Here is a 24495-nt window from a genome sequence, read left to right on the forward strand (position 1 = left end):
ACCAAGGAGTTTTCCGTTTCGACTGCGCCGGAAGTGGGGCGAATTATAGACTTCCTGATTCTGCGGTCAAGGGCTAATTACACTTTTGTTGCAGAAGGTGCTTTTTTAGCAATAAGACGAGGGATTCGACGCATCACAGGCGGGATCCGCAGGAGCAAAAGCAGCGCGCCTATAGAAGCATAGATAGCCCATTCCTTCAGGTCAGCCCGCACGATCCAAAGCATGTGCAATAAACCAAGCCCCAGAATCACATACACCAAGCGATGCAACTTCTTCCAACGGCTACCCAACCGACGCTGGCTGTAGCGATTGGAGGTCACCGCCAACGCCAGCAGGCACAGGAAACCCAACGCCCCCACAATAATGTAGGGCCGCTTGCGTAACTCCACGCCCAATTGCGACCAATCCAACCCCAGGATAAATACACAGTAAGCCGCAAGGTGCAGCACCACATAAGCAAAGCACCACAACCCCAACTGCCGGCGCACAGCGATCCACCCTGCCCAACCGCTCAGTTTTTGCAGAGGCGTCATCCCCAGGGTGACCAGCAACAGGATCAGCGTTCCCAACCCCAGGCGATCAACCAGCACTTTGCCGGGATCAGGCCCCAGGGCCAGGCTCCAGGCCTCATATAACCAATACAACGGCCACACCGCCGCTGCTATAAAGACGCCGACGCGCCATATGGGGTAACGCATCAATAGTTCTTCCGCAGATCAAGGCCCGTATAAAGAGAGGCGACCTCTTGCGAGTAACCGTTGAACATCTGCGTCTCGCGCACATTCGGGCTGAACAGGCCACTGGGCAGCCGTCGTTCCCGCGCCTGGGTCCAGCGTGGGTGATCGACCGTGGGATTCACATTCGCATAAAACCCATACTCATCCGCCGCAATGCTTTGCCAGGTAGTTTTCGGCTGCTCACTCACCAGGCTGATCCGCACGATGGACTTCACACTCTTGAAGCCATACTTCCATGGCACCACCAAACGCAGCGGCGCACCATTCTGGTTGGGCAATTCACGCCCATACATGCCCACCGCCAGGATCGCCAGAGGGTTCATCGCCTCATCCAGGCGCAACCCTTCTACATAAGGCCAGTCGATCAGGCCGAAGCTCGAACGCTGGCCCGGCATGCTCTTGGGGTCCTGGAGGGTTTCAAAGCGGATGTACTTGGCCTTGGAGGTCGGCTCAACCTGTTTCAGCAGGGCTGATATGGGGAACCCCATCCAGGGAATGACCATCGACCACGCCTCGACACAGCGCAGACGATAGATCCGCTCCTCCAACTGATACGGTTTCATGAAGTCTTCCAAGGCATAACGCCCCGGCTTTGCAACCTCCCCATCAATTACGACGCTCCATGGCTCGGTCTTGAGCGACCCGGCATTTGCCGCCGGGTCGCCCTTATCAGTACCGAACTCATAGAAGTTGTTGTAGTGGGTCGCATCCTTGAATGGCGTGATGGCTTCGTCTTTGACCGTCACTGCCTGCCATTGAGTGCCTGGCAGCTTCTCGGCGAACCAGCCGGGAGCCTTGCCCGGCTCGACATCGGCATAACGCGCAGCGTCAGCCGCACTCGCCCAACGCGGCAGGCTACTGGCCGCAATACCGGCAAGCGCGCCACCGAGCAAACTGCGACGGGAGAAATAGAGGGATTCTGGGGTGACATCCGATTCATGGCAGTCGGACGCTTTGGGCAACTTGATTAACATGGCAACTCCGCAGCATTGGAGAACTGATGCACCAATAGACTGCGGAGTATGGGGGAAATTACATTAAGGCAATGTTTTGTCCCGGCGAAGATGCAACAGGTACTGAACCGGGCCCGATGCGGCATACACCAGGAACGCCAGCAACAGAATCCGCGGCGGATCGCTGAAGACGACCGCGAAGACCAGCACCACCACCAGAATTGCCACGAAAGGCACCCGCCCCTTCAGGTCGAACTCCTTGAAGCTGTTGTACTTGATGTTACTGACCATCAGCATGCCAGCCGCCGCGACCATCAAGGCTACCAGGAACGACATCTTCGACCCCTGGATACCATAGTCACTGAACGCCCAGACAATACCCGCCACCACACCTGCCGCGGCAGGGCTGGCCAGGCCAATGAAGTAGCGTTTGTCGGCAGTGCCTACCTGGGTATTGAAGCGTGCCAGACGCAGCGCAGCTCCCGCCACATAGATGAAGGCAACCATCCAGCCCACCTTACCCATATCTCCCAGCGCCCAGGCAAACGCCAACAACGCAGGTGCAACACCAAAGGCAACCATGTCCGACAGCGAGTCGTACTCGGCACCGAAGGCGCTTTGGGTATTGGTCATCCGCGCCACGCGCCCATCAAGGCCGTCGAGCACCATGGCCACGAAGATCGCGATGGCGGCAAAACCGAAGTATTTGCTGGCACTCGCTGCATCACCTGCCGCCAAGGCGCTCTGGGCGCTCATGGAATTGATGATGGAGTAGAAACCGGCAAACAGGTTCGCCGTGGTGAACAGGTTGGGTAGAAGATAGATGCCACGATGCCGGACCTTGCGGCCTTCCGCGTCATGCCCTTCTTCGACATGCTCATCGATCGGTAGCAGGCTTTCGGCGTCAGAGGCCTGGTTTGGCTCTTCGGGACGTTCGCTCATGGACTTTACCTTGCAACGGTGTGAAAAAATTCGACAGACACTTGCGGCGAGTGTTCGCTCGCAAACGATGCAGCTTTATACCAGAACCAGCCCTCAAACGAAAAAACGCGGCCGAGGCCGCGTTTTCACTTGATACGTACGACTTAGTTCTTGGCTTTGTCGACGATCTTGTTGGCACCGATCCACGGCATCATGGAGCGCAGTTGCTCGCCGATGATTTCGATACCGTGGGCGGCGTTGTTACGACGCTTGGCGGTCATCGAAGGGTAGCCGGTTGCACCTTCGCTGATGAACATTTTGGCGTACTCGCCGTCCTGAATACGTTTCAGGGCGTTGCGCATGGCCTGACGGGATTCGGCGTTGATCACTTCCGGACCAGTCACGTACTCGCCGTATTCGGCGTTGTTGGAGATCGAGTAGTTCATGTTGGCGATACCGCCTTCGTACATGAGGTCAACGATCAGCTTCAGTTCGTGCAGGCACTCGAAGTAGGCCATTTCCGGCGCGTAGCCAGCTTCAACCAGGGTTTCGAAACCAGCTTTTACCAGCTCGACGGTACCGCCGCACAGAACGGCTTGCTCGCCGAACAGGTCGGTTTCGGTCTCGTCCTTGAAGGTGGTTTCGATGATGCCGGTACGACCACCACCAACGCCAGCAGCGTAGGACAGTGCAACGTTCTTGGCGTTGCCCGAAGCGTCCTGGTAGATCGCGATCAGGTCAGGGATACCGCCGCCTTTGACGAACTCGGAACGTACGGTGTGGCCTGGAGCCTTGGGCGCGATCATGATCACGTCGAGGTCAGCGCGCGGTACTACCTGGTTGTAGTGGATCGCGAAGCCGTGGGAGAAGGCCAGGGTGGCGCCCTTCTTGATGTTCGGCTCGATTTCGTTCTTGTACAGCGCGGACTGGAACTCGTCCGGGGTCAGGATCATGACCAGGTCGGCAGCAGCAACAGCGGAAGCAACGTCAGTCACTTTCAGGCCATGAGCCTCTGCCTTGGCAACGGTCGCCGAGCCTTTGCGCAGGCCAACAGTCACGTCAACGCCGGAGTCTTTCAGGTTGCACGCTTGAGCGTGGCCCTGGGAACCGTAGCCGATGATGGCGACTTTTTTGCCCTGGATGATCGACAGGTCACAATCTTTTTCGTAATAAACTTTCATGAGGTTCCTCTATATATCCAGGCCCTTAAGGCCATTCACTAATTTGGGTTAGATGCTGAGTACTTTGTCGCCACGGGCAATCCCGGTGACACCACTGCGTACGGTTTCCAGAATCGAGGCCGTCCCGATCGACTGGATGAAGCTGTCCAGCTTGTCGCTTGTACCGGTCAGTTGCACGGTATAAACGCTGGCGCTCACATCGACGATCTGCCCGCGATAAATATCGGTAGTGCGTTTGATCTCGGCACGCTGGGCGCCCGTGGCCTTGACCTTGACCAGCATCAGCTCGCGCTCGATGTGGGCACTTTCCGACAAGTCGACCAGCTTGACCACTTCGATCAGCTTGTTGAGGTTCTTGGTGATCTGCTCGATCACCTCATCGTGGCCTACAGTAGTCAACGTCAGACGCGACAGGGTCGGGTCTTCGGTCGGGGCCACGGTCAGGCTTTCGATGTTGTAGTTGCGTTGCGAAAACAGGCCGACAACGCGAGACAGAGCGCCGGGTTCGTTCTCCAGAAGCAGGGAGATAATGTGCCGCATGATTAGGTTCGCTCCGTCTTGTTCAGCCACATGTCGCGCATAGAGCCGTCTTTGATCTGCATCGGGTAGACGTGCTCGCTGGTGTCGACCTGGATGTCGATGAACACCAGGCGATCCTTCATGGCGAACGCCTCTTCCATCTTCGGCTTCAGATCCTTCAAATCGGTGATGCGCATGCCGACGTGGCCATAGGCTTCAACCAACTTGACGAAATCAGGCAGCGATTCCATGTAGGAATGGGAGTGACGGCTGTTGTAGCTCATGTCCTGCCACTGGCGAACCATGCCCAGTACACCGTTGTTCAGGCAGACGATCTTCACCGGCAAGCCATATTGCAGGCAGGTCGACAGCTCCTGGATGTTCATCTGGATGCTGCCCTCACCGGTCACGCATGCAACGTCGGTGTCGGGGAAGCTCAGTTTCACACCCATGGCCGCAGGGAAACCAAAGCCCATCGTGCCCAGGCCACCGGAGTTGATCCAGCGGTTAGGCTTGTCGAACTTGTAGTACTGCGCGGCGAACATCTGGTGCTGGCCCACGTCGGAGGTCACAAAGGCGTCGCCCTTGGTCACTTCGCACAGGGTTTCGATCACGGTCTGTGGCTTGATGATGCTGCCGTCGCCCTTGTCGTAAGGGAACAAGCCGCGATCGCCACGCCATTCGTCGATCTGCTTCCACCAACTGGCAACGGACTCCTTGTTCGGTGCCTCACCGATGTCCTTGAGCGCGGCGACCATTTCGGTCAATACGCTTTCCACTGGACCTACGATCGGCACGTCGGCCTTGATGGTCTTGGAGATGGACGCCGGGTCGATATCGATGTGGATGATCTTGGCATTCGGGCAGAACTTGCTCGCGCCGTTGATCACCCGGTCATCGAACCGCGCACCCACGGCCAGAATCACATCGGCGTGGTGCATGGTCAGGTTGGCGGTGTAGCTGCCGTGCATGCCGAGCATGCCGACGAACTGACGATCCGAACCCGGGAAGGCGCCGAGCCCCATCAGGGTGTTGGTCACTGGCAGGTTCAGCATCTTGGCCAGTTCGGTCAGCGGTGCAGAACCGCCGCCCAGGATCACCCCGCCGCCGGAGTAAAGCACTGGGCGCTTGGCCGCCAGGAGCATTTCTGCTGCCTTGCGGATCTGCCCCGAGTGCCCACGAACGGCCGGGCTGTAGGAGCGCAGCTTGGCTTTCTTCGGGAAGACGTATTCGAATTTTTCCGCCGGGTTGGTCATGTCTTTCGGGATATCGACCACCACCGGCCCCGGGCGACCGGACTGTGCGAGGTAGAAGGCCTTTTTCATGACGTCCGGGATCTCCGACGGATGCTTGATCATGAAGCTGTGCTTCACGATCGGCCGGGAGATACCGATCATGTCGGTTTCCTGGAATGCATCGGTACCAACCATGGTGCTGGGCACCTGGCCGGAAATGATCACCATCGGAATGGAGTCCATATAAGCAGTCGCGATGCCGGTAATGGCATTGGTTGCGCCTGGGCCGGACGTTACCAGCACCACGCCGGCTTTACCGGTGGCACGGGCATAACCGTCAGCCATATGGGTCGCGGCCTGTTCGTGGCGAACCAGGATGTGGGTAACACCAGGTTCCTTGAACAGTGCGTCGTAGACATGCAGCAGAGCACCACCTGGGTACCCGTAGATATAGTCGACGCCTTCGTCACGCAAAAAGCGGACGAGCATCTCACCACCAGATAAAAGCTCCACGTTGTTCACCTCTAAAACGCCAGAATACCGTCCGTTGAAAACCGACGGGTCTTAATAGGTTTACTTCTCAACAGAGCATGAGCGACGGTGGTCGCCGACTACGTCAGCACTGACTGAGCAAGTATTGGGATCGTCCCAAGTGTTGCGGGCTTTTCCCACCCAGCGCGAGGTAACGCGTTGCGGGTGTAACAGGTCGGCGCGGATGTGCGCCTCATGATCTGCTGAGCGGGCCTGCTTCTGGCAGTCCCGATACAGCGGACTTTGGATTCTTCTGTTTCAGCCCCTTCAAGTCAAGCAATAATTGCGCTTTTTTCCAAGTAAGCGCATGAGAACGCAGAAGAAAGGGGTTTGAGGAGGGATAAAACTCGCCTGAATGTCGTCAAGCGGTAGAAATGTGCGCAAGACTGCCGGAAAACCCGGCAGTCAGGCAATTAACGAGCGTCGACGATCAGTTGATCGAACTTTTTCAGCGCATTGCGCAAGCCGAGGCTCTCGCGCGGACGATCGGCGTAGACCATCTCGGCCATCTCCAGGATTCCCGACGCATTGGGCAGCGGCAAGTCCTGCTCCAGGATCTGTTTCATCCGGGCCAGGAAAATCCACTGCAACCACTGGTGAAAATCCAGGGTATCGACAGAAAAAGGCTCGACGCTGCTCAGCGCCTCGGCACTGGGAGACACTTCGTCCCACCAGCCCTGCACGCGCAGTTCACGCTCAATCAACAGCAACTGTTCGGCAATCGCCGGAAAACGCGAATCCATCAGAGGCTGACCTTGGCTTTTTGCCGGGCCTGGGCGGCACCCGCGGCGTCACCTTGCGCAGCACGTGCGTCACCAATCAGGGCCCACAAACTGGCTTGCAGGTCAGGGCGACCATTGGCCATGGTCAAGCCACGACGGGCGAACTGTTCAGCTTGTGGCGCATCCCCCTGGGCCATGCGCACTTGTGCCAGGCGATACAGAACCTGTGGTTCGCGCGGTGCTACACGCTGGGCGCGCTCAAGGCTGGACGATGCGCCATTCAAGTCACCACCGGCCTGCTGTTGCTGGGCGGTCGTGAGCAAGGCCAGGACCGGACCGTCCAATTGCTCGTCGGCAGACAGCCCACCGCTGCTTGCGGAAGGAATCCCACTCGGTGTCGAAGGCATGGAGTAGCTGCCCTGGTTGATCGGCGCCGTTTGAATCGGTGCGGAGTTCGACGGACCCGGGGTGATTGGCCCAGGCGTCCATGGCGCGGAGCTGATCGGCGCAGAAGTGGTGGCACCACCGCCCGGAACCATGACCACCACCCCGGAATCCTGAGGTACGGCTTGCGTCGTAGCAGGGTTCGGACGCGTGACTACGGTCTGGCGAAAACCGCCATTGGCCGAAATCCGATCATTGTTGGACACGGCCGTGCCGGAATCCACCACCGGGATGGAGCCACGCTGCACGGTGGAACAACCACTGAGCAAAGCCAATGTTGTAACAGCTGGAATCAACCACTTGTTCACTTGAAATCCTCTTTGCTTAATTCATCCAGCCCTTGACCCAATCCATCACCGAATCCGCGTCTGTGGGCACGCCACCACACGGTGCGCCGGCTGGCGGTTCGCTGCCGCGAATATACGGCATCTGCACCGCGCCCGGACAGTTGGCATCGGAGCCCTGGCCGGTATGGGAATCGATCCAGGCCTGAACGATATTGTCAGGTTGTGGCATGTTCAGTGGCAGCGGGTCGGCCTTGCGCATAAAGCTGGTCCAGACCTGCAAGGCGCCGGTCGCGCCGGTAAAGGGTGTCTTGCCGTTGTCATCGCGTCCCAGCCAGACCACCGCGAGCAGGTCCTGGCTGAAACCGGCGAACCAGCTGTCACGGGAATCGTTACTGGTACCGGTCTTGCCAGCCAGCGTCAGGTTGGACGGCAACACGCTGTAGACCGAGCGCCCGGTACCTTCGCGCATGACGCGCTGCATGGCGTTCTGGGTCAGGTAGATGGAGGCTGGGTCAAAGCGTTGCTCGATCTGGAACGGGTAACGCTTGAGCGGCTCCCCCTCCGCCGTCAAGACACTGCGGATCCCGCGCATCGGCGTGTTGAAACCGCCGTTGGCGAGGGTCTGGTACATGGTTGCCACTTCCATCGGGCTCAAGCCCCCCGCACCCAGCAACATCGACGGGTACGCCGGGAACTCGCGACTGACGCCCAGTCGCGCCAGCGTCTTGAGCACATTCGGCACACCCAGTTCCAGGCCAAGTCGCGCCGTGGACAAGTTGTAGGAATGTGCCAGGCCCTGGTACAGGAAAACCGTACCGTGGGAGCGGCGATCATAGTTCTGCGGCTTCCACACCTGACCATCGGCACCCTTGACCGAAAACGCCTCGTCGGACAACCAACTGGTCAGGGTGTATTTGCTCGGTTTTTCCAGCGCGGTGAGGTACACCGCCGGTTTGATCAGCGAGCCAATCGGCCGCACGGCATCCAGCGCCCGATTGAAACCGGCGAAGCTGGCCTGGCGGCTGCCGATCATGGCCTGGACCTCACCGGTTTCCGGATTGGTCACCACCATGGCGGCTTCGACTTCGTCCGAGCCTTTACGCCCGGCCAGGCGCTTGAAGGTATCGCTGACCGAAGCCTCGGCCTTCATCTGCAGGATCGGGTCGAAACTGGTGAAGATCCGCAGGCCTTCTTCGGTCAAGTCCTCGTCGCGATAATCTTCGCGCAACTGGCGTTTGACCAGGTCGATAAAGCCGGGGAACGAGCTGTCTGCCAACTTGCCACGGGTGGTGACACCCAGGGGCATCTTCTTCGCGGCAGCCACCTGTTCAGCGCTAGCAACGCCCTGCTGCTCCAGCACATCGAGCACCAGATTGCGGCGCTCCAGCGCCCGTTCCGGGTTGCGACGCGGGTTGTAATAGGACGGCCCCTTGACCATGCCCACCAGCAACGCCACCTGGTGCAACTTCAATTCGGACAATGGTTGACCGAAGAAGAACTGGCTGGCCAGGCCGAAACCGTGCACCGCCCGCTGGCCATCCTGGCCAACGAACACCTCATTGAGGTACGCCTCCAGAATTTCCTGCTTGCTGTAATGCAGCTCCAGCAACATTGCCATCATGGCTTCGGTGAGTTTACGGGTCAGGCTGCGTTCACTGGTCAGGTAGAAATTCTTGACCAATTGTTGCGTCAGGGTACTGCCACCCTGGGTCATCCGCCCGCCGGAGGTGTTGACCCACACGGCACGAGCGATGGACTTGGGCGATACACCCCAGTGGCTATAGAAGTCCCGATCTTCGACCGCGACCAGGGTTTCCAACAGGTAGGGTGGTACCTGATCGATCTTGATCAGGATGCGATCTTCAAGGTTCTTCGGGTAAATCCCGCCGATCAGCAACGGTTCAAGGCGCACCACCGGCAATTTGCCGCCATTGAGTGCCGACAGCTCGGCAACGTAATCACCGGAGAAGCGCACACGCACGGGCTGCGCCTTTTCCAGGCCTTCATAGAACTGGAAACCCCGGGTATTCAAATCAACCGTGTTCCCGCTGACAGCCGCAGCGCCCGGGCCGTTGGCCACGGCTTCACGCCGATAGCCCAGCGCATCGAGTTCGGTGAGGAAGTCCGCCTTGCTCAGCTTCTGGCCGGTAAACAGTTCCAGCGGGCGAGCGTAGACCTTCGCCGGGATGGTCCAGCGCTTGCCAGAGAACTTCTCCTGGACCACCGCATCGAGGTAGACCGCGATGCCTGCGATCACCACCAGGCCCACCAGGCCGAGCTTGAGCGCCCAGCCCAACCAGGGGCGCAGGCTGCGGGGAGGAGGTTTTTTACGGGAACGGGGAGATCGGGTACGAGTCATGGCGGCGGATTATACGCACTTTATTGATGATCAACATGAACCGGACGGCGGTTTGCATGACCGGCTTGAGCGGCCATAATGCGCTCCATTATTTTCCCAGACTCCGAAGGATCGCCCGTGAGCCAGCCCCTGATTGCCGCCCTGCAAAACCCGGCCCTGTTTCCTCATCCGGTCGAAACGTTTCAAGTCATCGAAACCCATATTTCCTGGGTCCTGCTCACCGGTCCCTTTGCCTATAAAATCAAGAAGCCGGTGAACTTCGGCTTCCTCGACTTCACCCAACTGGATGCCCGCGCCCACTTCTGCAACGAAGAGCTGCGCCTCAACCAACGCCTGACGCAAGATTTGTATCTTGAAGTGTTGCCGATCACTGGCAGCGTTGAAGCACCGCAACTGGGCGGCGAAGGCCCCGCCATCGAACATGTGCTGAAAATGCGCCAGTTCCCGCAAAGCCAACTGCTGAGCACGTTGCAGGCCAATGGCGAGCTGACCAGTGGCCACATTGATGAGATGGCTAGCCAGATTGCGCAATTTCACCTGAACGCGCCCAAGGTTCCCGAGGCACATCCGGCCGGCACCCCGAACGAAGTGATGGCGCCAGTGCGGCAGAACTTCGAGCAGATTCTTCCATTCCTCAGCGACAAGGCCGACCTGGCCCAACTGCAAGCCCTGCAAGCCTGGGCCGAGAGCAGCTTCGAACGCCTCAAGCCGCTGCTGGAGCAACGCAAGCTCAATGGTTTTATCCGTGAGTGCCACGGTGATATTCACCTGGGCAACGCAACCATGATCGACGGGCACGTGGTGATCTTCGACTGCATCGAGTTCAACGAACCGTTTCGCTTCACCGACGTGTGCGCCGACACTGGCTTCCTGGCCATGGACCTGGAAGACCGTGGCCTCAAGTCGCTGGCCCGACGCTTTATCAGCCAGTACCTGGAGCTGACCGGCGATTACCAGAGCCTGGAGCTGCTGAACTTCTATAAAGCCTACCGTGCGCTGGTGCGGGCCAAGGTCGCGCTGTTCAGCATGCCGTCCGAGGCAACACCCGTCGAGCGTGCCACCACCCTGCGCCAATACCGCAACTACGCCAACCTGGCCGAAAGCTACAGCACCATCCCCTCGCGCTTCCTGGCGATTACCCATGGTGTGTCGGCGACCGGCAAAAGCCACGTGGCGATGCGCCTGGTCGACGCGCTGGGGGCGATTCGCCTGCGCTCCGATGTCGAGCGCAAACGCCTGTTCGGTGAGCAGCAGGTCGAGAATACCCCGCAAGCCGGGATTTATGCCGCAGATGCCAGCACAGCGACCTATGCCCGCCTGCATACCCTCGCCGAAACCGTGCTGCGCGCAGGCTTCCCGGTGGTCCTGGACGCGACCTACCTCAAGCGTGAGCAACGCGCCGCCGCCGCTCAGGTCGCAGAAGCAACCGGGGCGCCCTTCCTGATCCTTGATTGCAATGCACCGCAGGCTGTTATCGCCAGTTGGCTGGCAAAACGTCAGGCAGATAAAAACGATCCGTCTGACGCCACCCTGGCAGTCATTGAAGAGCAGCAAGCCAGCCGTGATCCCCTGAGCGCCGAAGAACTGCTGCTGAGCAAGCGGGTCGAGACCAATGAAAGCGGGACACTGGACGCACTGGTTGCCCATGTTCGCCAACGCTTGCCTGGCCTGTAATAAATATTTCTTGGCCGTGAAGCCGTTAACAGCTCACGGCCAGCAATAGTGGCACTATAATGGCGTCATAATTCCAACGGGAGATGCCGCCATGGGCCAGCCGAAGCTGCTTGATACCCCGCTCTACGCGCTACTGCATAAAGATGACATCCGTGGCTTCAATCAGGAACGCCCCAAGGGTGGCACCATCGATATGCGCGGTGGCGATTTCCGTGGGCTCGACCTGCGGGATCTGGACGCTGCCGGCGTGGACTTCACCGACGCCTACTTCCGCTCGGCCGACTTGCGCGGCCTGGACCTGCGCGACTGTTCGCTGGAAGGCGCCAGCCTGGCCCATGCGCAGATTTCGGGCGCTTACTTCCCACCCGAACTGAGTGCTGACGAGATCCTCATGTCGGTCAATTTCGGCACTCGCCTGCGTTACCGCACCCGCTGACAGCACATCCTTATCCCCGGCCCCGCGCAACGCGGGCTGGGGGCTTGCGCCTCTCACCGTCAACATTCCAGCGCCAGCCTTAGAAGCGTTTACATCGTTTCTGAGCAAAGAACTACGCTTTTCCTACTGAGCGCTACACTCCTTTCAGGCTTGCCTGGTCACGATACCCACCGAACCATTCGGCCGTCGCAAGGAGGCTTGATGAATGATGAGCTGCAACACCTGAAAAACCTTGGCAAGACCTCGGCGCAATGGCTGCATGCGGTGGGCATCCATAGCGCTTCGGACCTGCGCCGCCTGGGTGCGGTAGACGCCTACCGGGCAGTACGCACCCGCGGCTTCCGGGCTTCCAAAGTCCTGCTGTATGCCATCGAAGGCGCATTGATGGATGTGCATTGGAACGATATTCCAACCGAGCGCAAGGAAGCCCTGAATCGCCAATTGGACGCACTGTCGGTCCGCAACAAGAGCTGAGAGGGCCTGATGCCCAGTGTTTGCGGGAATTCCAAACAGACGTTTGAGGAAACATCCCAGGGCCGAAAAAACAAATGTTGACTCTTAAATGAGAATCGTTATGATTATCACAACTGGTCGCGAGATCAGCCGATAACTGAAAGACCATTGGTTCGGACTCTCAGCTTATCTCCTCATCAGGCTAATCACGGTTATTTGACCCGGCTCTTGCCGGGTCTTTTTTTGCCTACGGTTTTTTAGCGGGCGATGATCAATGGATGACCTAGCTCAGGATGGGGCTGCACCAGTACATCCAGGCCGAATACCGCCTTGAGCAGTTCAGGACGCAACACCTGCGTCGGCGTATCCAGGGCATGGGGGCGGCCGTTCTCCAGCAGCAGGATGCGGTCACAGTAGCGCGCGGCCAGGTTCAGGTCGTGGAGGATCACCAGCACCGCGGCACCACGGTCGGCGAAGCTGCGGATGGCCTGCAAGGTGGTGTGCTGGTGCAAGGGGTCAAGCATCGAGGTCGGCTCATCGAGCAATAACGTCTGCCCGGCTTCACCCGGCCATAGTTGCGCCAGCACCCGCGCCAGGTGCACGCGCTGGCGCTCGCCACCGGACAAAGCCAGGTAGCTGCGCCCGCTCAAATGGCCCACATCGGCGGCCTGCAAGGCGGCGTCGATGATTTCATCGTCGCGCACGCGCCCGGTCTGATGGGGCAAGCGCCCCATGCCCACCACTTCCTCGACGCGAAAAGCGAAGTCCAGGGTCGACACCTGGGGCAGCACCGCCAGGCGCTGGGCCCGTTGCGCGCCCTGCCAATCCTTTAGCTCGCGATCGTCCAGCCATACCTGCCCTTCATCCGGGTGCAACTGCGCACACAATGCACCGAGCAATGTGCTTTTGCCCGCGCCATTAGGTCCCAGTACGCCCAATACTTCACCCGGCCTGAGGTCCAGGGTCACATCGGCCAATACGGTTTTGCGACCGCGACAGATCTGCAGGTTTTCCACTCGCAGCATCAGGCGCGCCCTCGTAACAGCAGGTAAAGAAAGAACGGGGCGCCGATAAAGGCGGTAACAATCCCAATGGGCAATTCCGCGGGTGCCAGGGCCAGGCGCGCGACCAGGTCAGCAAATAACAACAGGCTCGCGCCGGCCAGCACCGAAGCCGGCAACAGCACGCGGTGATCCGGCCCGGCCAGCAGCCGCACAAGGTGCGGCACCACCAGCCCGACAAAGCCGATCAACCCTGCGGCCGCGACCGCTGCGCCCACCCCGAGGGCCGTGCAAAACACCAGCTCACGCTTGAGCCCCTCAACGTTGATCCCCAGGTGACTGGCTTCCGATTCCCCCAGGAGCAAAGCGTTGAGCGCCTTGGCCCGGCGCGGTAGCCACAGTGCCACACCGGCACTGACCAGCAACAACGGCCACAAACGCGAGTAGCTGGCGCCATTGAGGCTGCCCAGGTTCCAGAACGTCAGAGTGCGCAAGGTGGCGTCATCCGCCAGGTAGGTGAACAGGCCCACCGCCGAGGCCGCCAGGGCGGTCAAGGCGATGCCGGCCAACAGCATGGTCGCGACATTGGTCTGGCCGTCACGTCGTCCCAGGCGATAGACCAGCGCAGTCACACCCAGCCCGCCGAGAAACGCACACAACGACAGCAGATACGGCCCCACGGCATCCGGCAGGCCACCGAAGGCCGCGCCACCGACGATGGCCACTGCAGCCCCCAGCGCGGCGCCACTGGACACGCCGACCAAACCCGGGTCGGCCAACGGGTTGCGGAACAACCCCTGCATCGCCACCCCCGACAGCGCCAGCACCCCGCCGACCGCCAGCCCCAACAAGGTGCGCGGTAAACGGATCTGCCCGAGAATCAACTCGGCCTGCTCCAGGCCCTGGGCCTCGATGGGCACGCCCAGCAAGCGCAAGGCGGCGCGCAAGGTGTCGAGCAATGGCAGGCTGACCGGCCCCAAAGCCAGGGACAGCCAGATCGCCAATACACACAACAGGCTCAAGCCGATGAACAGCGCGCGCGGTTTAACCAGAGTGGTCATGGGGCAGCTTGGGTTTTAGGCGGATAGAACCCGGCGGACAAGGCTTGCAGGCTGGCCGGCAAACGTGGCCCCAGGCCACCGACCAACAAGGTGGGATCCAACTCAAAAACTCGCCCGGTCTTGGCCGCAGAAGTGGCCGCCAGAATCGGGTTTTCCTTGAACAAGGCAGCGCGGGCCGCCTCGCCACTCAGGGCGCGATCAGAGAACACCAGCACTTCAGGACTCAGCCCCGCCAGGGACTCTACGGAAAATGGCTTGTAGCCACTGTGCGTCGCCAGGTTGTGCCCACCGGCTTGTTGCAGCACCCAATCGGCGGCAGTGTCCTTGCCGGCGATCAGTGGTTTGCCGCCGGCATGCCCGAGCACCAGCAGCACACCTGGGGCCTTTTGCCGGGTTTGCGCCTGGGCCACGGCCGCTTTCTGCTCGTCAAGTTGCTGCTGATAGGTATTGAACAGTGCCGTGGCCTTGGCTTCGGCCCCCAACAGTTTGCCAAGATGTTGCAGGTTGCCTTGCAGGGTCGGCAAATCCGGCTGCGCGGAGAACAGCTCCACTTGCACGCCTGCTCCGCGAATCTGCGCCAGCACCGGCGGCGGTCCCATTTCCTCGGTGCCCACCAGGATTTGCGGGCGCAAGCTCAGGATCCCTTCGGCCGACAGTTGGCGCTGGTAACCGATACTGGGCAGTGCCTTGAGTGATTGCGGATGCTGACTGGTGGTGTCGACACCCACCAGTTTGGACTCCCCACCCAGGGCCGTCACCCACTCCGACAATGCACCACCGGCACTGACCCAGCGTTGTGGCAGCTCAGAGGCTTGTGCCCCGTGGTTGACCAGCAGTCCGACAACAAGCGCAATAGCGCTGGTACTCAGGCGCATAAAAGGGTTTCCTTCCAAGGGGTGGAGCCACTGAATCACTCAATCGTTGTGACAGATCCTGGCGGCCTGGCATCGTACTGAGCACGCAGTCAGCTAACGGGCGAAGCCGGCATTTGATAATTGTTTGCATTTGAACGTCAAGCGCCAGGCTCGCCCATAAACCCTGGATCGCCCTGCAGCCCTTGACCCGCACCACCTGAGAACACTCATGAAGTTTCTGTGCCCGTCCCACGAACTTGCCCAAGACAGCAGCCGCGGCTTCGATATCGATGGCCGCAAGCTGTTTGCCGTACGCCGCGAAGGCCGGGTGTATTTCTATATCAACCGTTGCCCTCATCGCGGCGTACCGCTGGAGTGGCAATCTGACCGGTTTCTCGATCCCAGCGCGAGCATGATCCAATGTGCCACCCATGGCGCGTTGTTTCTGATCGAAAACGGCGAATGCGTCGCCGGCCCCTGCGCAGGCCAAAGCTTGACCCCCCTGCCCGGCCGCGAGGACGCACAGGGGTTGTGGGTACAGCTCTAGGGGCCGAGCAACACTGGCAGTGGGCGATCGATATAGATTTGCTGCGCACTCACCTGCACACCGTAAGCTAAAACTTGCACCCCGGCAGCCTTGGCTTCCCGCAGTGCCGCGGCATAGCCCGCGTCGATTTCCTCGGCCGGCCTTACACCGTCGATGCCAGACAGATTCACACAGTACAACTGCACGGCTCGTACACCGCTGCGAGCCAGATGTGCCAGCTCACGCAAATGTTTGGCCCCACGCTGAGTCACCGCATCGGGAAACGCTGCGATAGGCGTGCCGTCAAACCCCAGGGTGACACTTTTGACTTCGACATAAGCCGCGCCGTCGGGGTAGTCCAGGCGAAAGTCGATACGGCTCTTCTCCTGGCCGTAGGGCACTTCGCGCTTTAAGGCGGTAAAGCCGTTGAGTTCGGTGATCACTCCAGCATTCAGCGCTTCTTCAACCAGTTGATTGGCGCGCGCGGTGTTGACGCACGCCAGGCGGCCCTGGGGTGTTTGCGCGATTTCCCAGGTACCCGGCAGCTTGCGCTTGGGATCGTTGGAGCGGCTGAACCAGACCGGGCCACCCTCGACCATGCAGTTGAACATCGAGCCGGTGTTCGGGCAGTGGATGGTCAACAATTCGCCGGCTGCGGTTTCGATGTCGGCCAGAAAGCGCTTGTAGCGGCGAATCAGCCGACCTTCTTCGAGGGGAGGATGAAAGCGCATCAGCCTTGCCAACTCTGCAAGCCACGGGCAATGCGTTCCACTGCTTCCTGTAGTCGATCGAGGTTTTGCGTGTAGGCAAAACGCACATGATGACCGGCCTGGAAGCGACCGAAATCCAACCCTGGCGTGAATGCCACATGCTCGGTTTCCAGAAAATGCCGGCAGAACGCGAAAGCATCGCCACCAAAGGCACTGATATCGGCATACAGGTAAAACGCCCCTTCAGGTTCGACCGCAATACCGAAACCCAACTCGCGCAGAGCCGGTAACAAAAAGTCACGCCGGCGCCCGAATTCGGCCCGTCGATCTTCAAGAATCGCCAGGGTCTGCGGGGTAAAACAGGCCAATGCCGCATGCTGGGCCATGCTGGGGGCGCTGATGTACAGGTTCTGCGCCAGTTTCTCCAGTTCGCCCACGGCTGCGGGGGGTGCCACCAGCCAGCCGAGGCGCCAACCGGTCATGCCGAAATACTTTGAAAAACTGTTTAGAACGAACGCGTCATCATCGACTTCCAGCACGCTGGCTGCGTCAGTGCCATAGGTCAGGCCGTGATAGATCTCATCCACCACCAGATGGCCATTGCGCGCCTTGATCGCACCGGACAGGCCAGCCAGTTCATCTCGGGTCAGGATGGTCCCGGTCGGGTTGGCCGGCGAGGCGACCAAGGCCCCCACGCTGTCCTGGTCCCAATAACGCTCCACCAGGTCGGCGGTCAGTTGGTATCGCACCTCGGGGCCAACCGGCACCAGTTGCGCCGCGCCCTCGACCAGTCGTAGGAAATGCCGGTTACAGGGGTAGCCAGGGTCCGCCAGCAACCAGTGCTTGCCGGGATCCACCAGCAGGCTGCTGGCCAACAGCAAGGCCCCGGAGCCGCCCGGGGTGATCAGGATGCGCCCGGGGTCGATGTTCAAGCCATAGCGCTGCTGGTAGAAACCACTGATGGCCTCGCGCAACTCCGGCAGGCCACGGGCGGCGGTGTAGCGGGTCTTGCCATTGGCCAGCGCGGCCTGGCCGGCCTGGATGATCGGCTCGGCGGTGGTGAAGTCCGGCTCGCCGATCTCCAGGTGAATCACATCATGGCCAGCGGCCTGTAGCTCATTGGCCCGCGCCAGCAACGCCATGACATGAAAAGGTTCGATAGCACGACTGCGAGCACTGTAGGGCTGAGCCATTAGCCTTCCTTAACAATGAGGACAAAATCGGGATTCTACCGAACCCGCGAGGTAAAACATGTTCTATTGCCTGGCTGGCTGGCGATGATGAGCCGGGCAAGCGCCGGCAAAAAGACTAAAATCATCATTCGGGACGATGCATGCCCGGCCACGGCGGGTCGCAGCCGTTTGCAACCCCGGCGCGACGAGCCCAGACAACCGGGAGTGGCGCACCCCGAATCTATCTGGTAAGTTCGCCCGCTTGCAGCCGCAGGGCCGGCAGGTGTCGGTGATGTTGCAATCCTGCGCAATGGATTAGAAGAGTGAGAGGCGGTCTATTCATGTCCACCCAAGCAAAGCAACAGAGCATCAGCGGCTTCGAACCCTACATTGAGTCGAAGGGCGAAGAGTACATGGGCGAGCCCATGCGCAAGCACTTCACCAAGATCCTGCAGAAATGGAAACAGGACTTGATGCAGGAGGTCGACCGTACCGTTGACCATATGAAGGACGAAGCAGCCAACTTCCCTGACCCGGCCGACCGAGCCAGCCAGGAAGAAGAGTTCAGCCTTGAACTGCGCGCCCGTGATCGCGAGCGCAAGCTGATCAAGAAAATCGACAAGACGCTGCAACTGATCGAAGACGAAGAATACGGTTGGTGCGAATCCTGCGGCGTCGAGATCGGCATTCGCCGCCTGGAAGCCCGTCCTACCGCAGACATGTGCGTGGACTGCAAGACCTTGGCCGAAATCAAGGAAAAGCAGGTCGGCAAGTAATCCCTGCCGAGCTGAACGAATGGGGCGTGCAAACGCCCCATTTTTGTTTCTGGCACCTGGCGGTTTTCCAGTAATATCCAGGCCATGACAGCCTCCCCCTATATCGGGCGTTTCGCCCCCACGCCCAGCGGCCACCTGCACTTCGGCTCCCTGGTTGCAGCCCTCGCCTCCTATCTCGACGCCCGCGCCAATCAAGGCCGCTGGCTGATGCGCATGGAAGACCTCGACCCCCCCCGTGAAGAGCCCGGCGCCCAGGCGGCGATCCTGCATGCCCTGGAAAGCTACGGTTTTGAATGGGACGGGGAACTGGTCCGACAAAGCGAGCGGCATGATGCCTACGCCAAAGTACTGAACGACATGTTCAACCATGGCCTGGCCTACGCCTGCACCTGCTCACGCAAGCAACTGGAACCGTACAACGGCATTTACCCCGGCCTGTGCCGCAATGCCGGCCACGATCAGCAGGATGCCGCCATTCGTCTACGTGTTCCCGAGCTGGAATACCATTTCACCGACCGTGTACAAGGTCAATTCCGACAACACCTGGGCCGCGATGTCGGCGATTTCATCATCCGCCGCCGCGACGGCCTATATGCCTATCAACTGGCCGTGGTGCTCGACGATGCCTGGCAAGGCGTGACCGATATCGTACGCGGCGCCGACCTGCTCGACTCCACGCCACGCCAGTTGTACCTGCAAGAGTTGCTGGGCCTGCGCCAGCCGCGCTACCTGCATGTGCCCCTGATCATCCAGCCGGACGGTAACAAGCTGGGCAAATCCTACCGTTCCCCGCCGTTGACGCGAGATCAGGCCACACCGCTGCTATTAAGGGCGTTGCGCGCCCTCGGCCAGACGCCTGGGGATGAATTGCTCCACGCCAGCCCACGGGAACTGCTGGATTGGGGCATTGCGCACTGGGATGCCACCCGGATCCCGCGCACACTCACATTGGCCGAGGCGCAATTACACTGAAGGCGCTTGCAGCCTGCCAGCCATCCGTTAACATCGCCGCAGTTTTTCAATCAGAGGCCAACATGTACATCTATCGCTTGGTCCTGCTGTTGGTCGTCGGGATCTACCTGTTTTCTCCCGCCATCATGGACTGGTGGATCGACGCCACGGGCGCCTGGTATCGCCCCTATCTGCTGTGGCTGATCCTGATCGTCGTGACCTTTATCCTGCAGAGCCAAAAAGATGCCGATGAGCTTTAGCCTGACCCAGATGCTGCTGATCAGCGCCGCCTACCTGGCCGCGCTGTTCGGGGTGGCCTGGATCAGTGAGCGCGGGATGATCCCGCGGGCGATCATTCGCCACCCGCTGACCTACACCTTGTCGCTGGGCGTGTATGCCAGCGCCTGGGCGTTCTATGGCACGGTGGGCCTGGCGTACCAGTACGGTTACGGATTTCTTTCCAGCTACCTCGGAGTCTCCGGGGCCTTCCTGCTGGCGCCGGTGCTGCTGTATCCGATCCTGAAGATCACCCGCACCTACCAGTTATCCTCGTTGGCGGACCTGTTTGCCTTTCGCTTTCGCAGCACTTGGGCCGGCGCGCTGACCACGATTTTCATGCTGATCGGCGTGCTGCCGCTTTTGGCCCTGCAAATCCAGGCCGTGGCCGATTCCATCGGCATCCTCACCCATGAGCCGGTGCAACATCGGGTGGCCCTGAGCTTTTGTGCGCTGATTACCCTGTTCACGATTTTTTTCGGCTCGCGGCATATCGCCACTAGGGAAAAACACGAAGGCCTGGTGTTTGCGATTGCCTTCGAGTCGGTGATCAAGCTGATCGCCATCGGTGGCGTGGGCCTGTACGCGCTGTACGGAGTGTTCGACGGCCCACAACAACTTGAGCTGTGGCTGCTGCAAAACCAGACCGCCCTCGCCGCCCTGCACACTCCGCTGCAAGAAGGCCCATGGCGCACGCTGTTGCTGGTGTTCTTTGCCTCCGCCATCGTCATGCCGCACATGTACCACATGACCTTTACCGAGAACCTCAACCCGCGCTCGCTGGTCAGCGCCAGTTGGGGCCTGCCGCTGTTCCTGCTGCTGATGAGCCTGGCGGTGCCGCTGATCCTCTGGGCCGGCCTGAAACTGGGGGCCACCACCAACCCGGAATACTTCACCCTCGGCATCGGCATCGCCGCCAACAGTAAATCCCTGGCCTTGCTGGCCTACGTCGGCGGTTTATCGGCGGCCAGCGGCTTGATCATTGTCACCACCCTGGCGCTGTCGGGCATGGCCCTCAACCACCTGGTACTGCCGCTGTACCAGCCGCCTGCCGAAGGCAACATCTACCGCTGGCTGAAATGGACACGCCGCGCGCTGATCGTGGCAATCATCATGGCCGGCTATGGCTTCTACCTGCTGATGGCAGCCGAGCAGGACCTGGCCAACCTCGGAATCGTGGCCTTCGTCGCTACGTTGCAGTTCTTGCCGGGCGTGCTCTCGGTGCTGTACTGGCCGACCGCCAACCGGCGCGGGTTTATCGCCGGGCTGCTGGCGGGGATCCTGGTGTGGCTGGTGACCATGCTGCTGCCGCTGGTCGGTAACCTGCAGGGCTTCTACATCCCACTGCTGAACATGATCTACGTGCTGGATGACACCAGTTGGCACATGGCTGCCATCGCCTCGCTGGCGGCCAACGTGCTGATGTTCACCCTGATTTCCCTGTTCACCAACGCCAGCCCCGAAGAAACCAGCGCTGCCGAAGCCTGCGCAGTGGATAACGTGCGCCGCCCGCAACGCCGTGAACTGCATGCGGCATCGCCCCAGGAATTCGCCACCCAACTGGCCAAGCCCCTGGGCGCCAAGGCCGCGCAAAAGGAAGTGGAGCAGGCATTGCGCGATCTGTACCTGCCCTTCGATGAGCGCCGGCCCTATGCCCTGCGCCGCCTGCGCGACCGCATCGAGGCCAACCTGTCGGGACTGATGGGCCCCAGCGTATCCCAGGACATGGTCGAGACCTTCCTGCCCTACAAGGCCGGCGGCGAAAACTATGTCACCGAAGACATCCACTTTATCGAGAGCCGGCTGGAGGACTACCACTCGCGCCTCACCGGCCTTGCCGCCGAACTCGACGCCCTGCGCCGCTACCACCGCCAGACCTTGCAGGAACTGCCCATGGGCGTCTGCTCCCTGGCCAAGGACCAGGAGATCCTGATGTGGAACAAGGCCATGGAAGAGCTGACCGGCATCGCCGCCCAGCGCGTGGTGGGCTCGCGCCTGACCACCATCGCCGATCCGTGGAAAGAATTGTTGCAGGGTTTTATCAACCTGCCGGATGAACATCTGCACAAACAGCACCTGGCCCTCGACGGCCAGACGCGCTGGCTGAACCTGCACAAAGCAGCGATCGACGAACCCCTGGCCCCCGGCAACAGCGGCCTGGTGTTGCTGGTCGAAGACCTGACCGAAACCCAGATGCTCGAAGACAAACTGGTGCACTCCGAGCGCCTGGCCAGTATCGGGCGCCTGGCGGCCGGGGTGGCCCACGAGATTGGCAATCCGATCACCGGTATCGCGTGCCTGGCGCAGAACCTGCGCGAAGAGCGCGAAGAGGACGACGAAATCACCGAAATCAGCGGGCAGATCCTCGAACAGACCAAACGCGTCTCGCGCATCGTGCAATCGCTGATGAGCTTTGCCCATGCCGGCGGCCACCAGAATCACGATGAAGCCGTGTGCCTGGCCGAAGTCGCCCAGGATGCCATTGGGCTGCTGGCCTTGAACCGGCGCAATTTCGAAGTACAGTTCTATAACTTGTGCGATCCGGAACACTGGGTGGTCGGCGACTCACAACGCCTGGCCCAAGTGCTGATCAACCTGTTGTCCAACGCCCGCGATGCCACCCCCGCCGGGGGCGCCGTAAGGGTCAAGAGCGAGGCTTTCGAGCACACGGTCGACCTGATCGTGGAGGACGAAGGCAGCGGTATTCCACAGAACATCATGGACCGATTGTTCGAACCCTTCTTCACCACCAAGGACCCTGGTGAAGGTACCGGTCTGGGCCTTGCACTGGTCTATTCCATCGTTGAAGAGCATTATGGACAAATCACCATCGACAGCCCGGCTGACACCGAAAGCCAACGCGGCACCCGTATTCGGGTGACCTTGCCGCGTCATGTCGAAGCGACGTCCGCTGTGAACTGAGACCGTCGAGAGAATTGAATCAATGCCGCACATTTTGATCGTCGAAGACGAAACCATTATCCGCTCTGCCTTGCGTCGCCTGCTTGAACGTAATCAGTACCAGGTCAGCGAAGCCGGCTCGGTGCAGGAAGCCCAGGAGCGTTTCAGCATTCCCACCTTTGACCTGATCGTCAGTGACCTGCGCCTGCCTGGCGCACCGGGCACCGAACTGATCAAGCTGGGCCAGGGCACGCCGGTGCTGATCATGACCAGCTATGCCAGCCTGCGCTCGGCTGTCGATTCGATGAAGATGGGCGCGGTGGACTACATCGCCAAGCCTTTCGATCACGATGAGATGCTCCAGGCGGTAGCCCGTATCCTGCGTGACCGCCAGTCGGCCAGCAGTGCGCCCGCAGAACGACCTGCCGGCAAGGCCGCCAATGGCAGCGACAAGCCAGGCGTCGACAACAGCAATGGCGAAATCGGCATCATCGGCTCCTGCCCACCCATGCAGGACCTGTACGTCAAGATCCGCAAGGTTGCGCCTACCGACTCCAATGTATTGATCCAGGGCGAGTCCGGTACCGGCAAGGAGCTGGTGGCCCGTGCCCTGCACAACCTGTCCAAGCGTGCCAAGGCGCCGATGATTTCGGTGAACTGCGCGGCAATCCCTGAATCCCTGATCGAGTCCGAACTGTTCGGCCATGAGAAAGGTGCCTTTACCGGTGCCAGCGCCGGACGCGCCGGCCTGGTAGAAGCGGCGGACGGCGGCACGCTGTTCCTCGACGAAATCGGTGAACTGCCCCTGGAAGCCCAGGCGCGCCTGCTGCGGGTGCTGCAGGAAGGCGAGATTCGTCGGGTCGGCTCGGTCCAGTCGCAAAAAGTCGACGTGCGCCTGATTGCCGCGACGCACCGGGACCTCAAAAGCCTGGCGAAAATCGGCCAGTTCCGCGAAGACCTGTATTACCGCCTGCACGTGATCGCCCTCAAGCTGCCGGCCCTGCGCGAACGCGGTGCCGACGTCAACGAAATTGCCAATGCATTCCTGTTGCGCCAGAGCGCCCGGGTCAACCGTACCGACCTGACGTTTGCGGCCGACGCCGAACAGGCCATCCGCCATTATTCGTGGCCAGGCAACGTGCGCGAGCTGGAAAACGCCGTGGAACGCGCGGTGATCCTGTCGGAAAGCCCACAGATCTCCGCCGAGCTGCTGGGCATCGATATCGAACTGAGCGACCTGGACGATGACGACTTCATTGGCCTGGCACCACAACAGGGCGGCAGTAACACCAGCCACGAACCCACGGAAGACTTGTCCCTGGAGGACTACTTCCAGCACTTCGTCCTGGAGCACCAGGACCACATGACCGAGACCGAACTGGCACGCAAACTGGGTGTCAGCCGCAAATGCCTGTGGGAGCGGCGCCAGCGCCTGGGCATTCCACGGCGCAAGACCGGGGTTGCCAGCGAAAGCTGAGGCCAGCTCACACCGGGTAACACCCCAAACGTGAAAAAACTGTTACCTCAGATATTCACGTAACAAAAAGCCGGGGCTTACGGTAACGAAGCCCCGGCTTTTTTATGCCTGCCAAACCCACCATACCCGGCCAAACCCCTTGTTTTGCTGGGGTTTGCAAAAGTTGGCACGCACCCTGCTATATGCTTAGTACAAGAACAATAAAAAGCACCGTACACACACAATAAAAATAAGACGAATCGACTCACGCACAATAAAAACAACACGGCGGAGGCGCAGCTAAGGATGGTCTGAAGTAGCCATGTATTTCCCCGGCATACCACCTAGCGCAACTTTTA

Annotated in this window: 23 protein-coding genes; 9 read left to right on the forward strand and 14 right to left on the reverse strand. The window is 60.2% G+C overall.

What is annotated here, in order from left to right:
- Positions 1–77: 77 nt before the first annotated feature.
- From msrQ to mrcB, 9 genes are all read right to left on the reverse strand, one after another.
- Positions 78–698 carry a protein-methionine-sulfoxide reductase heme-binding subunit MsrQ gene (msrQ, locus tag KL786_RS27395; RefSeq protein WP_215519566.1) on the reverse strand — a complete coding sequence of 207 codons (621 nt, stop codon included), beginning with the start codon at positions 696–698 and terminating at the stop codon, positions 78–80.
- A complete protein-coding gene (msrP, locus tag KL786_RS27400; RefSeq protein ID WP_215519567.1) occupies positions 698–1711 on the reverse strand; it encodes a protein-methionine-sulfoxide reductase catalytic subunit MsrP in 1014 nt (337 codons plus the stop codon). The genes msrQ and msrP overlap by 1 nt, the downstream gene beginning before the upstream one ends.
- A gap of 63 nt (positions 1712–1774) precedes the next feature.
- Complete coding sequence (pssA, locus tag KL786_RS27405; protein ID WP_029298897.1) at positions 1775–2632, reverse strand: CDP-diacylglycerol--serine O-phosphatidyltransferase; 858 nt, start codon at positions 2630–2632, stop codon at positions 1775–1777.
- A gap of 143 nt (positions 2633–2775) precedes the next feature.
- Positions 2776–3792 carry a ketol-acid reductoisomerase gene (gene ilvC / locus KL786_RS27410; RefSeq protein ID WP_007948647.1) on the reverse strand — a complete coding sequence of 339 codons (1017 nt, stop codon included), beginning with the start codon at positions 3790–3792 and terminating at the stop codon, positions 2776–2778.
- Positions 3793–3840: 48 nt separating this feature from the next.
- Positions 3841–4332 carry an acetolactate synthase small subunit gene (gene ilvN, locus KL786_RS27415; RefSeq protein WP_003176102.1) on the reverse strand — a complete coding sequence of 164 codons (492 nt, stop codon included), beginning with the start codon at positions 4330–4332 and terminating at the stop codon, positions 3841–3843.
- A 2-nt stretch (positions 4333–4334) separates the two neighbouring features.
- Entirely contained in the window at positions 4335–6059 is a 1725-nt protein-coding gene (locus tag KL786_RS27420; RefSeq protein ID WP_032862959.1) for an acetolactate synthase 3 large subunit, read from the reverse strand.
- Between the two features lie 431 nt (positions 6060–6490).
- On the reverse strand, positions 6491–6820 hold the full coding sequence (locus tag KL786_RS27425; RefSeq protein ID WP_032862947.1) for a YqcC family protein: 330 nt from the start codon (positions 6818–6820) through the stop codon (positions 6491–6493).
- Positions 6820–7551, reverse strand: coding sequence for a tetratricopeptide repeat protein (locus tag KL786_RS27430; protein WP_032862945.1), 732 nt, complete (start codon positions 7549–7551; stop codon positions 6820–6822). The genes KL786_RS27425 and KL786_RS27430 overlap by 1 nt, the downstream gene beginning before the upstream one ends.
- 16 nt (positions 7552–7567) lie before the next feature.
- Positions 7568–9889: a penicillin-binding protein 1B gene (gene mrcB, locus KL786_RS27435; RefSeq protein WP_215519568.1), complete on the reverse strand. Its 2322-nt coding sequence runs from the start codon at positions 9887–9889 to the stop codon at positions 7568–7570.
- Between the two features lie 117 nt (positions 9890–10006).
- Here mrcB and KL786_RS27440 point away from each other — a divergent pair, with 117 nt between their 5' ends.
- The 3 genes from KL786_RS27440 to KL786_RS27450 all read left to right on the forward strand — a co-directional run bounded on the left by KL786_RS27440 (position 10007) and on the right by KL786_RS27450 (position 12473).
- Positions 10007–11563, forward strand: a complete 1557-nt coding sequence (locus KL786_RS27440; protein WP_215519569.1) for a bifunctional aminoglycoside phosphotransferase/ATP-binding protein — start codon at positions 10007–10009, stop codon at positions 11561–11563.
- A 91-nt stretch (positions 11564–11654) separates the two neighbouring features.
- Positions 11655–11999, forward strand: a complete 345-nt coding sequence (locus KL786_RS27445) for a pentapeptide repeat-containing protein (protein WP_215519570.1) — start codon at positions 11655–11657, stop codon at positions 11997–11999.
- Positions 12000–12200: 201 nt separating this feature from the next.
- A complete protein-coding gene (locus tag KL786_RS27450) occupies positions 12201–12473 on the forward strand; it encodes a TfoX/Sxy family protein (protein WP_032862941.1) in 273 nt (90 codons plus the stop codon).
- Positions 12474–12709: 236 nt separating this feature from the next.
- Here KL786_RS27450 and KL786_RS27455 read toward each other — a convergent pair whose 3' ends face one another.
- The 3 genes from KL786_RS27455 to KL786_RS27465 are packed head-to-tail and all read right to left on the reverse strand — an operon-like array spanning position 12710 to position 15389.
- A complete protein-coding gene (locus tag KL786_RS27455) occupies positions 12710–13477 on the reverse strand; it encodes a heme ABC transporter ATP-binding protein (RefSeq protein ID WP_215519571.1) in 768 nt (255 codons plus the stop codon).
- Positions 13477–14514 (reverse strand): FecCD family ABC transporter permease, encoded by a 1038-nt coding sequence (locus KL786_RS27460; protein WP_032862939.1) that lies wholly within the window; start codon positions 14512–14514, stop codon positions 13477–13479. The genes KL786_RS27455 and KL786_RS27460 overlap by 1 nt, the downstream gene beginning before the upstream one ends.
- On the reverse strand, positions 14511–15389 hold the full coding sequence (locus tag KL786_RS27465) for a heme/hemin ABC transporter substrate-binding protein (protein ID WP_215519572.1): 879 nt from the start codon (positions 15387–15389) through the stop codon (positions 14511–14513). The genes KL786_RS27460 and KL786_RS27465 overlap by 4 nt, the downstream gene beginning before the upstream one ends.
- A gap of 208 nt (positions 15390–15597) precedes the next feature.
- Here KL786_RS27465 and KL786_RS27470 point away from each other — a divergent pair, with 208 nt between their 5' ends.
- The gene (locus KL786_RS27470) at positions 15598–15915 is read left to right on the forward strand and encodes a Rieske (2Fe-2S) protein (protein WP_215519573.1); all 318 of its coding nucleotides are present in this window, start codon (positions 15598–15600) and stop codon (positions 15913–15915) included.
- Here KL786_RS27470 and sfsA read toward each other — a convergent pair.
- Positions 15912–16625 carry a DNA/RNA nuclease SfsA gene (gene sfsA / locus KL786_RS27475; protein ID WP_215519574.1) on the reverse strand — a complete coding sequence of 238 codons (714 nt, stop codon included), beginning with the start codon at positions 16623–16625 and terminating at the stop codon, positions 15912–15914. The genes KL786_RS27470 and sfsA overlap by 4 nt on opposite strands.
- The gene (locus KL786_RS27480; RefSeq protein ID WP_215519575.1) at positions 16625–17797 is read right to left on the reverse strand and encodes a pyridoxal phosphate-dependent aminotransferase; all 1173 of its coding nucleotides are present in this window, start codon (positions 17795–17797) and stop codon (positions 16625–16627) included. Before KL786_RS27480 ends, sfsA begins: the two co-directional genes overlap by 1 nt.
- 320 nt (positions 17798–18117) lie before the next feature.
- Here KL786_RS27480 and dksA point away from each other — a divergent pair, with 320 nt between their 5' ends.
- The 5 genes from dksA (at position 18118) to KL786_RS27505 (ending at position 24157) form a co-directional block, all read left to right on the forward strand.
- On the forward strand, positions 18118–18552 hold the full coding sequence (dksA, locus tag KL786_RS27485; protein WP_032862933.1) for an RNA polymerase-binding protein DksA: 435 nt from the start codon (positions 18118–18120) through the stop codon (positions 18550–18552).
- An 84-nt stretch (positions 18553–18636) separates the two neighbouring features.
- Positions 18637–19524, forward strand: a complete 888-nt coding sequence (gluQRS, locus tag KL786_RS27490) for a tRNA glutamyl-Q(34) synthetase GluQRS (RefSeq protein WP_215519576.1) — start codon at positions 18637–18639, stop codon at positions 19522–19524.
- Between the two features lie 62 nt (positions 19525–19586).
- Positions 19587–19763, forward strand: coding sequence for a hypothetical protein (locus KL786_RS27495; RefSeq protein WP_003176118.1), 177 nt, complete (start codon positions 19587–19589; stop codon positions 19761–19763).
- Positions 19747–22701, forward strand: coding sequence for a sensor histidine kinase (locus KL786_RS27500; protein ID WP_215519577.1), 2955 nt, complete (start codon positions 19747–19749; stop codon positions 22699–22701). Before KL786_RS27495 ends, KL786_RS27500 begins: the two co-directional genes overlap by 17 nt.
- 22 nt (positions 22702–22723) lie before the next feature.
- Positions 22724–24157 (forward strand): sigma-54-dependent transcriptional regulator, encoded by a 1434-nt coding sequence (locus KL786_RS27505; RefSeq protein ID WP_032862930.1) that lies wholly within the window; start codon positions 22724–22726, stop codon positions 24155–24157.
- Positions 24158–24495 lie beyond the last annotated feature (338 nt).

Source organism: Pseudomonas sp. TAE6080, assembly GCF_018732265.1.
GTDB lineage: Bacteria > Pseudomonadota > Gammaproteobacteria > Pseudomonadales > Pseudomonadaceae > Aquipseudomonas > Aquipseudomonas brenneri.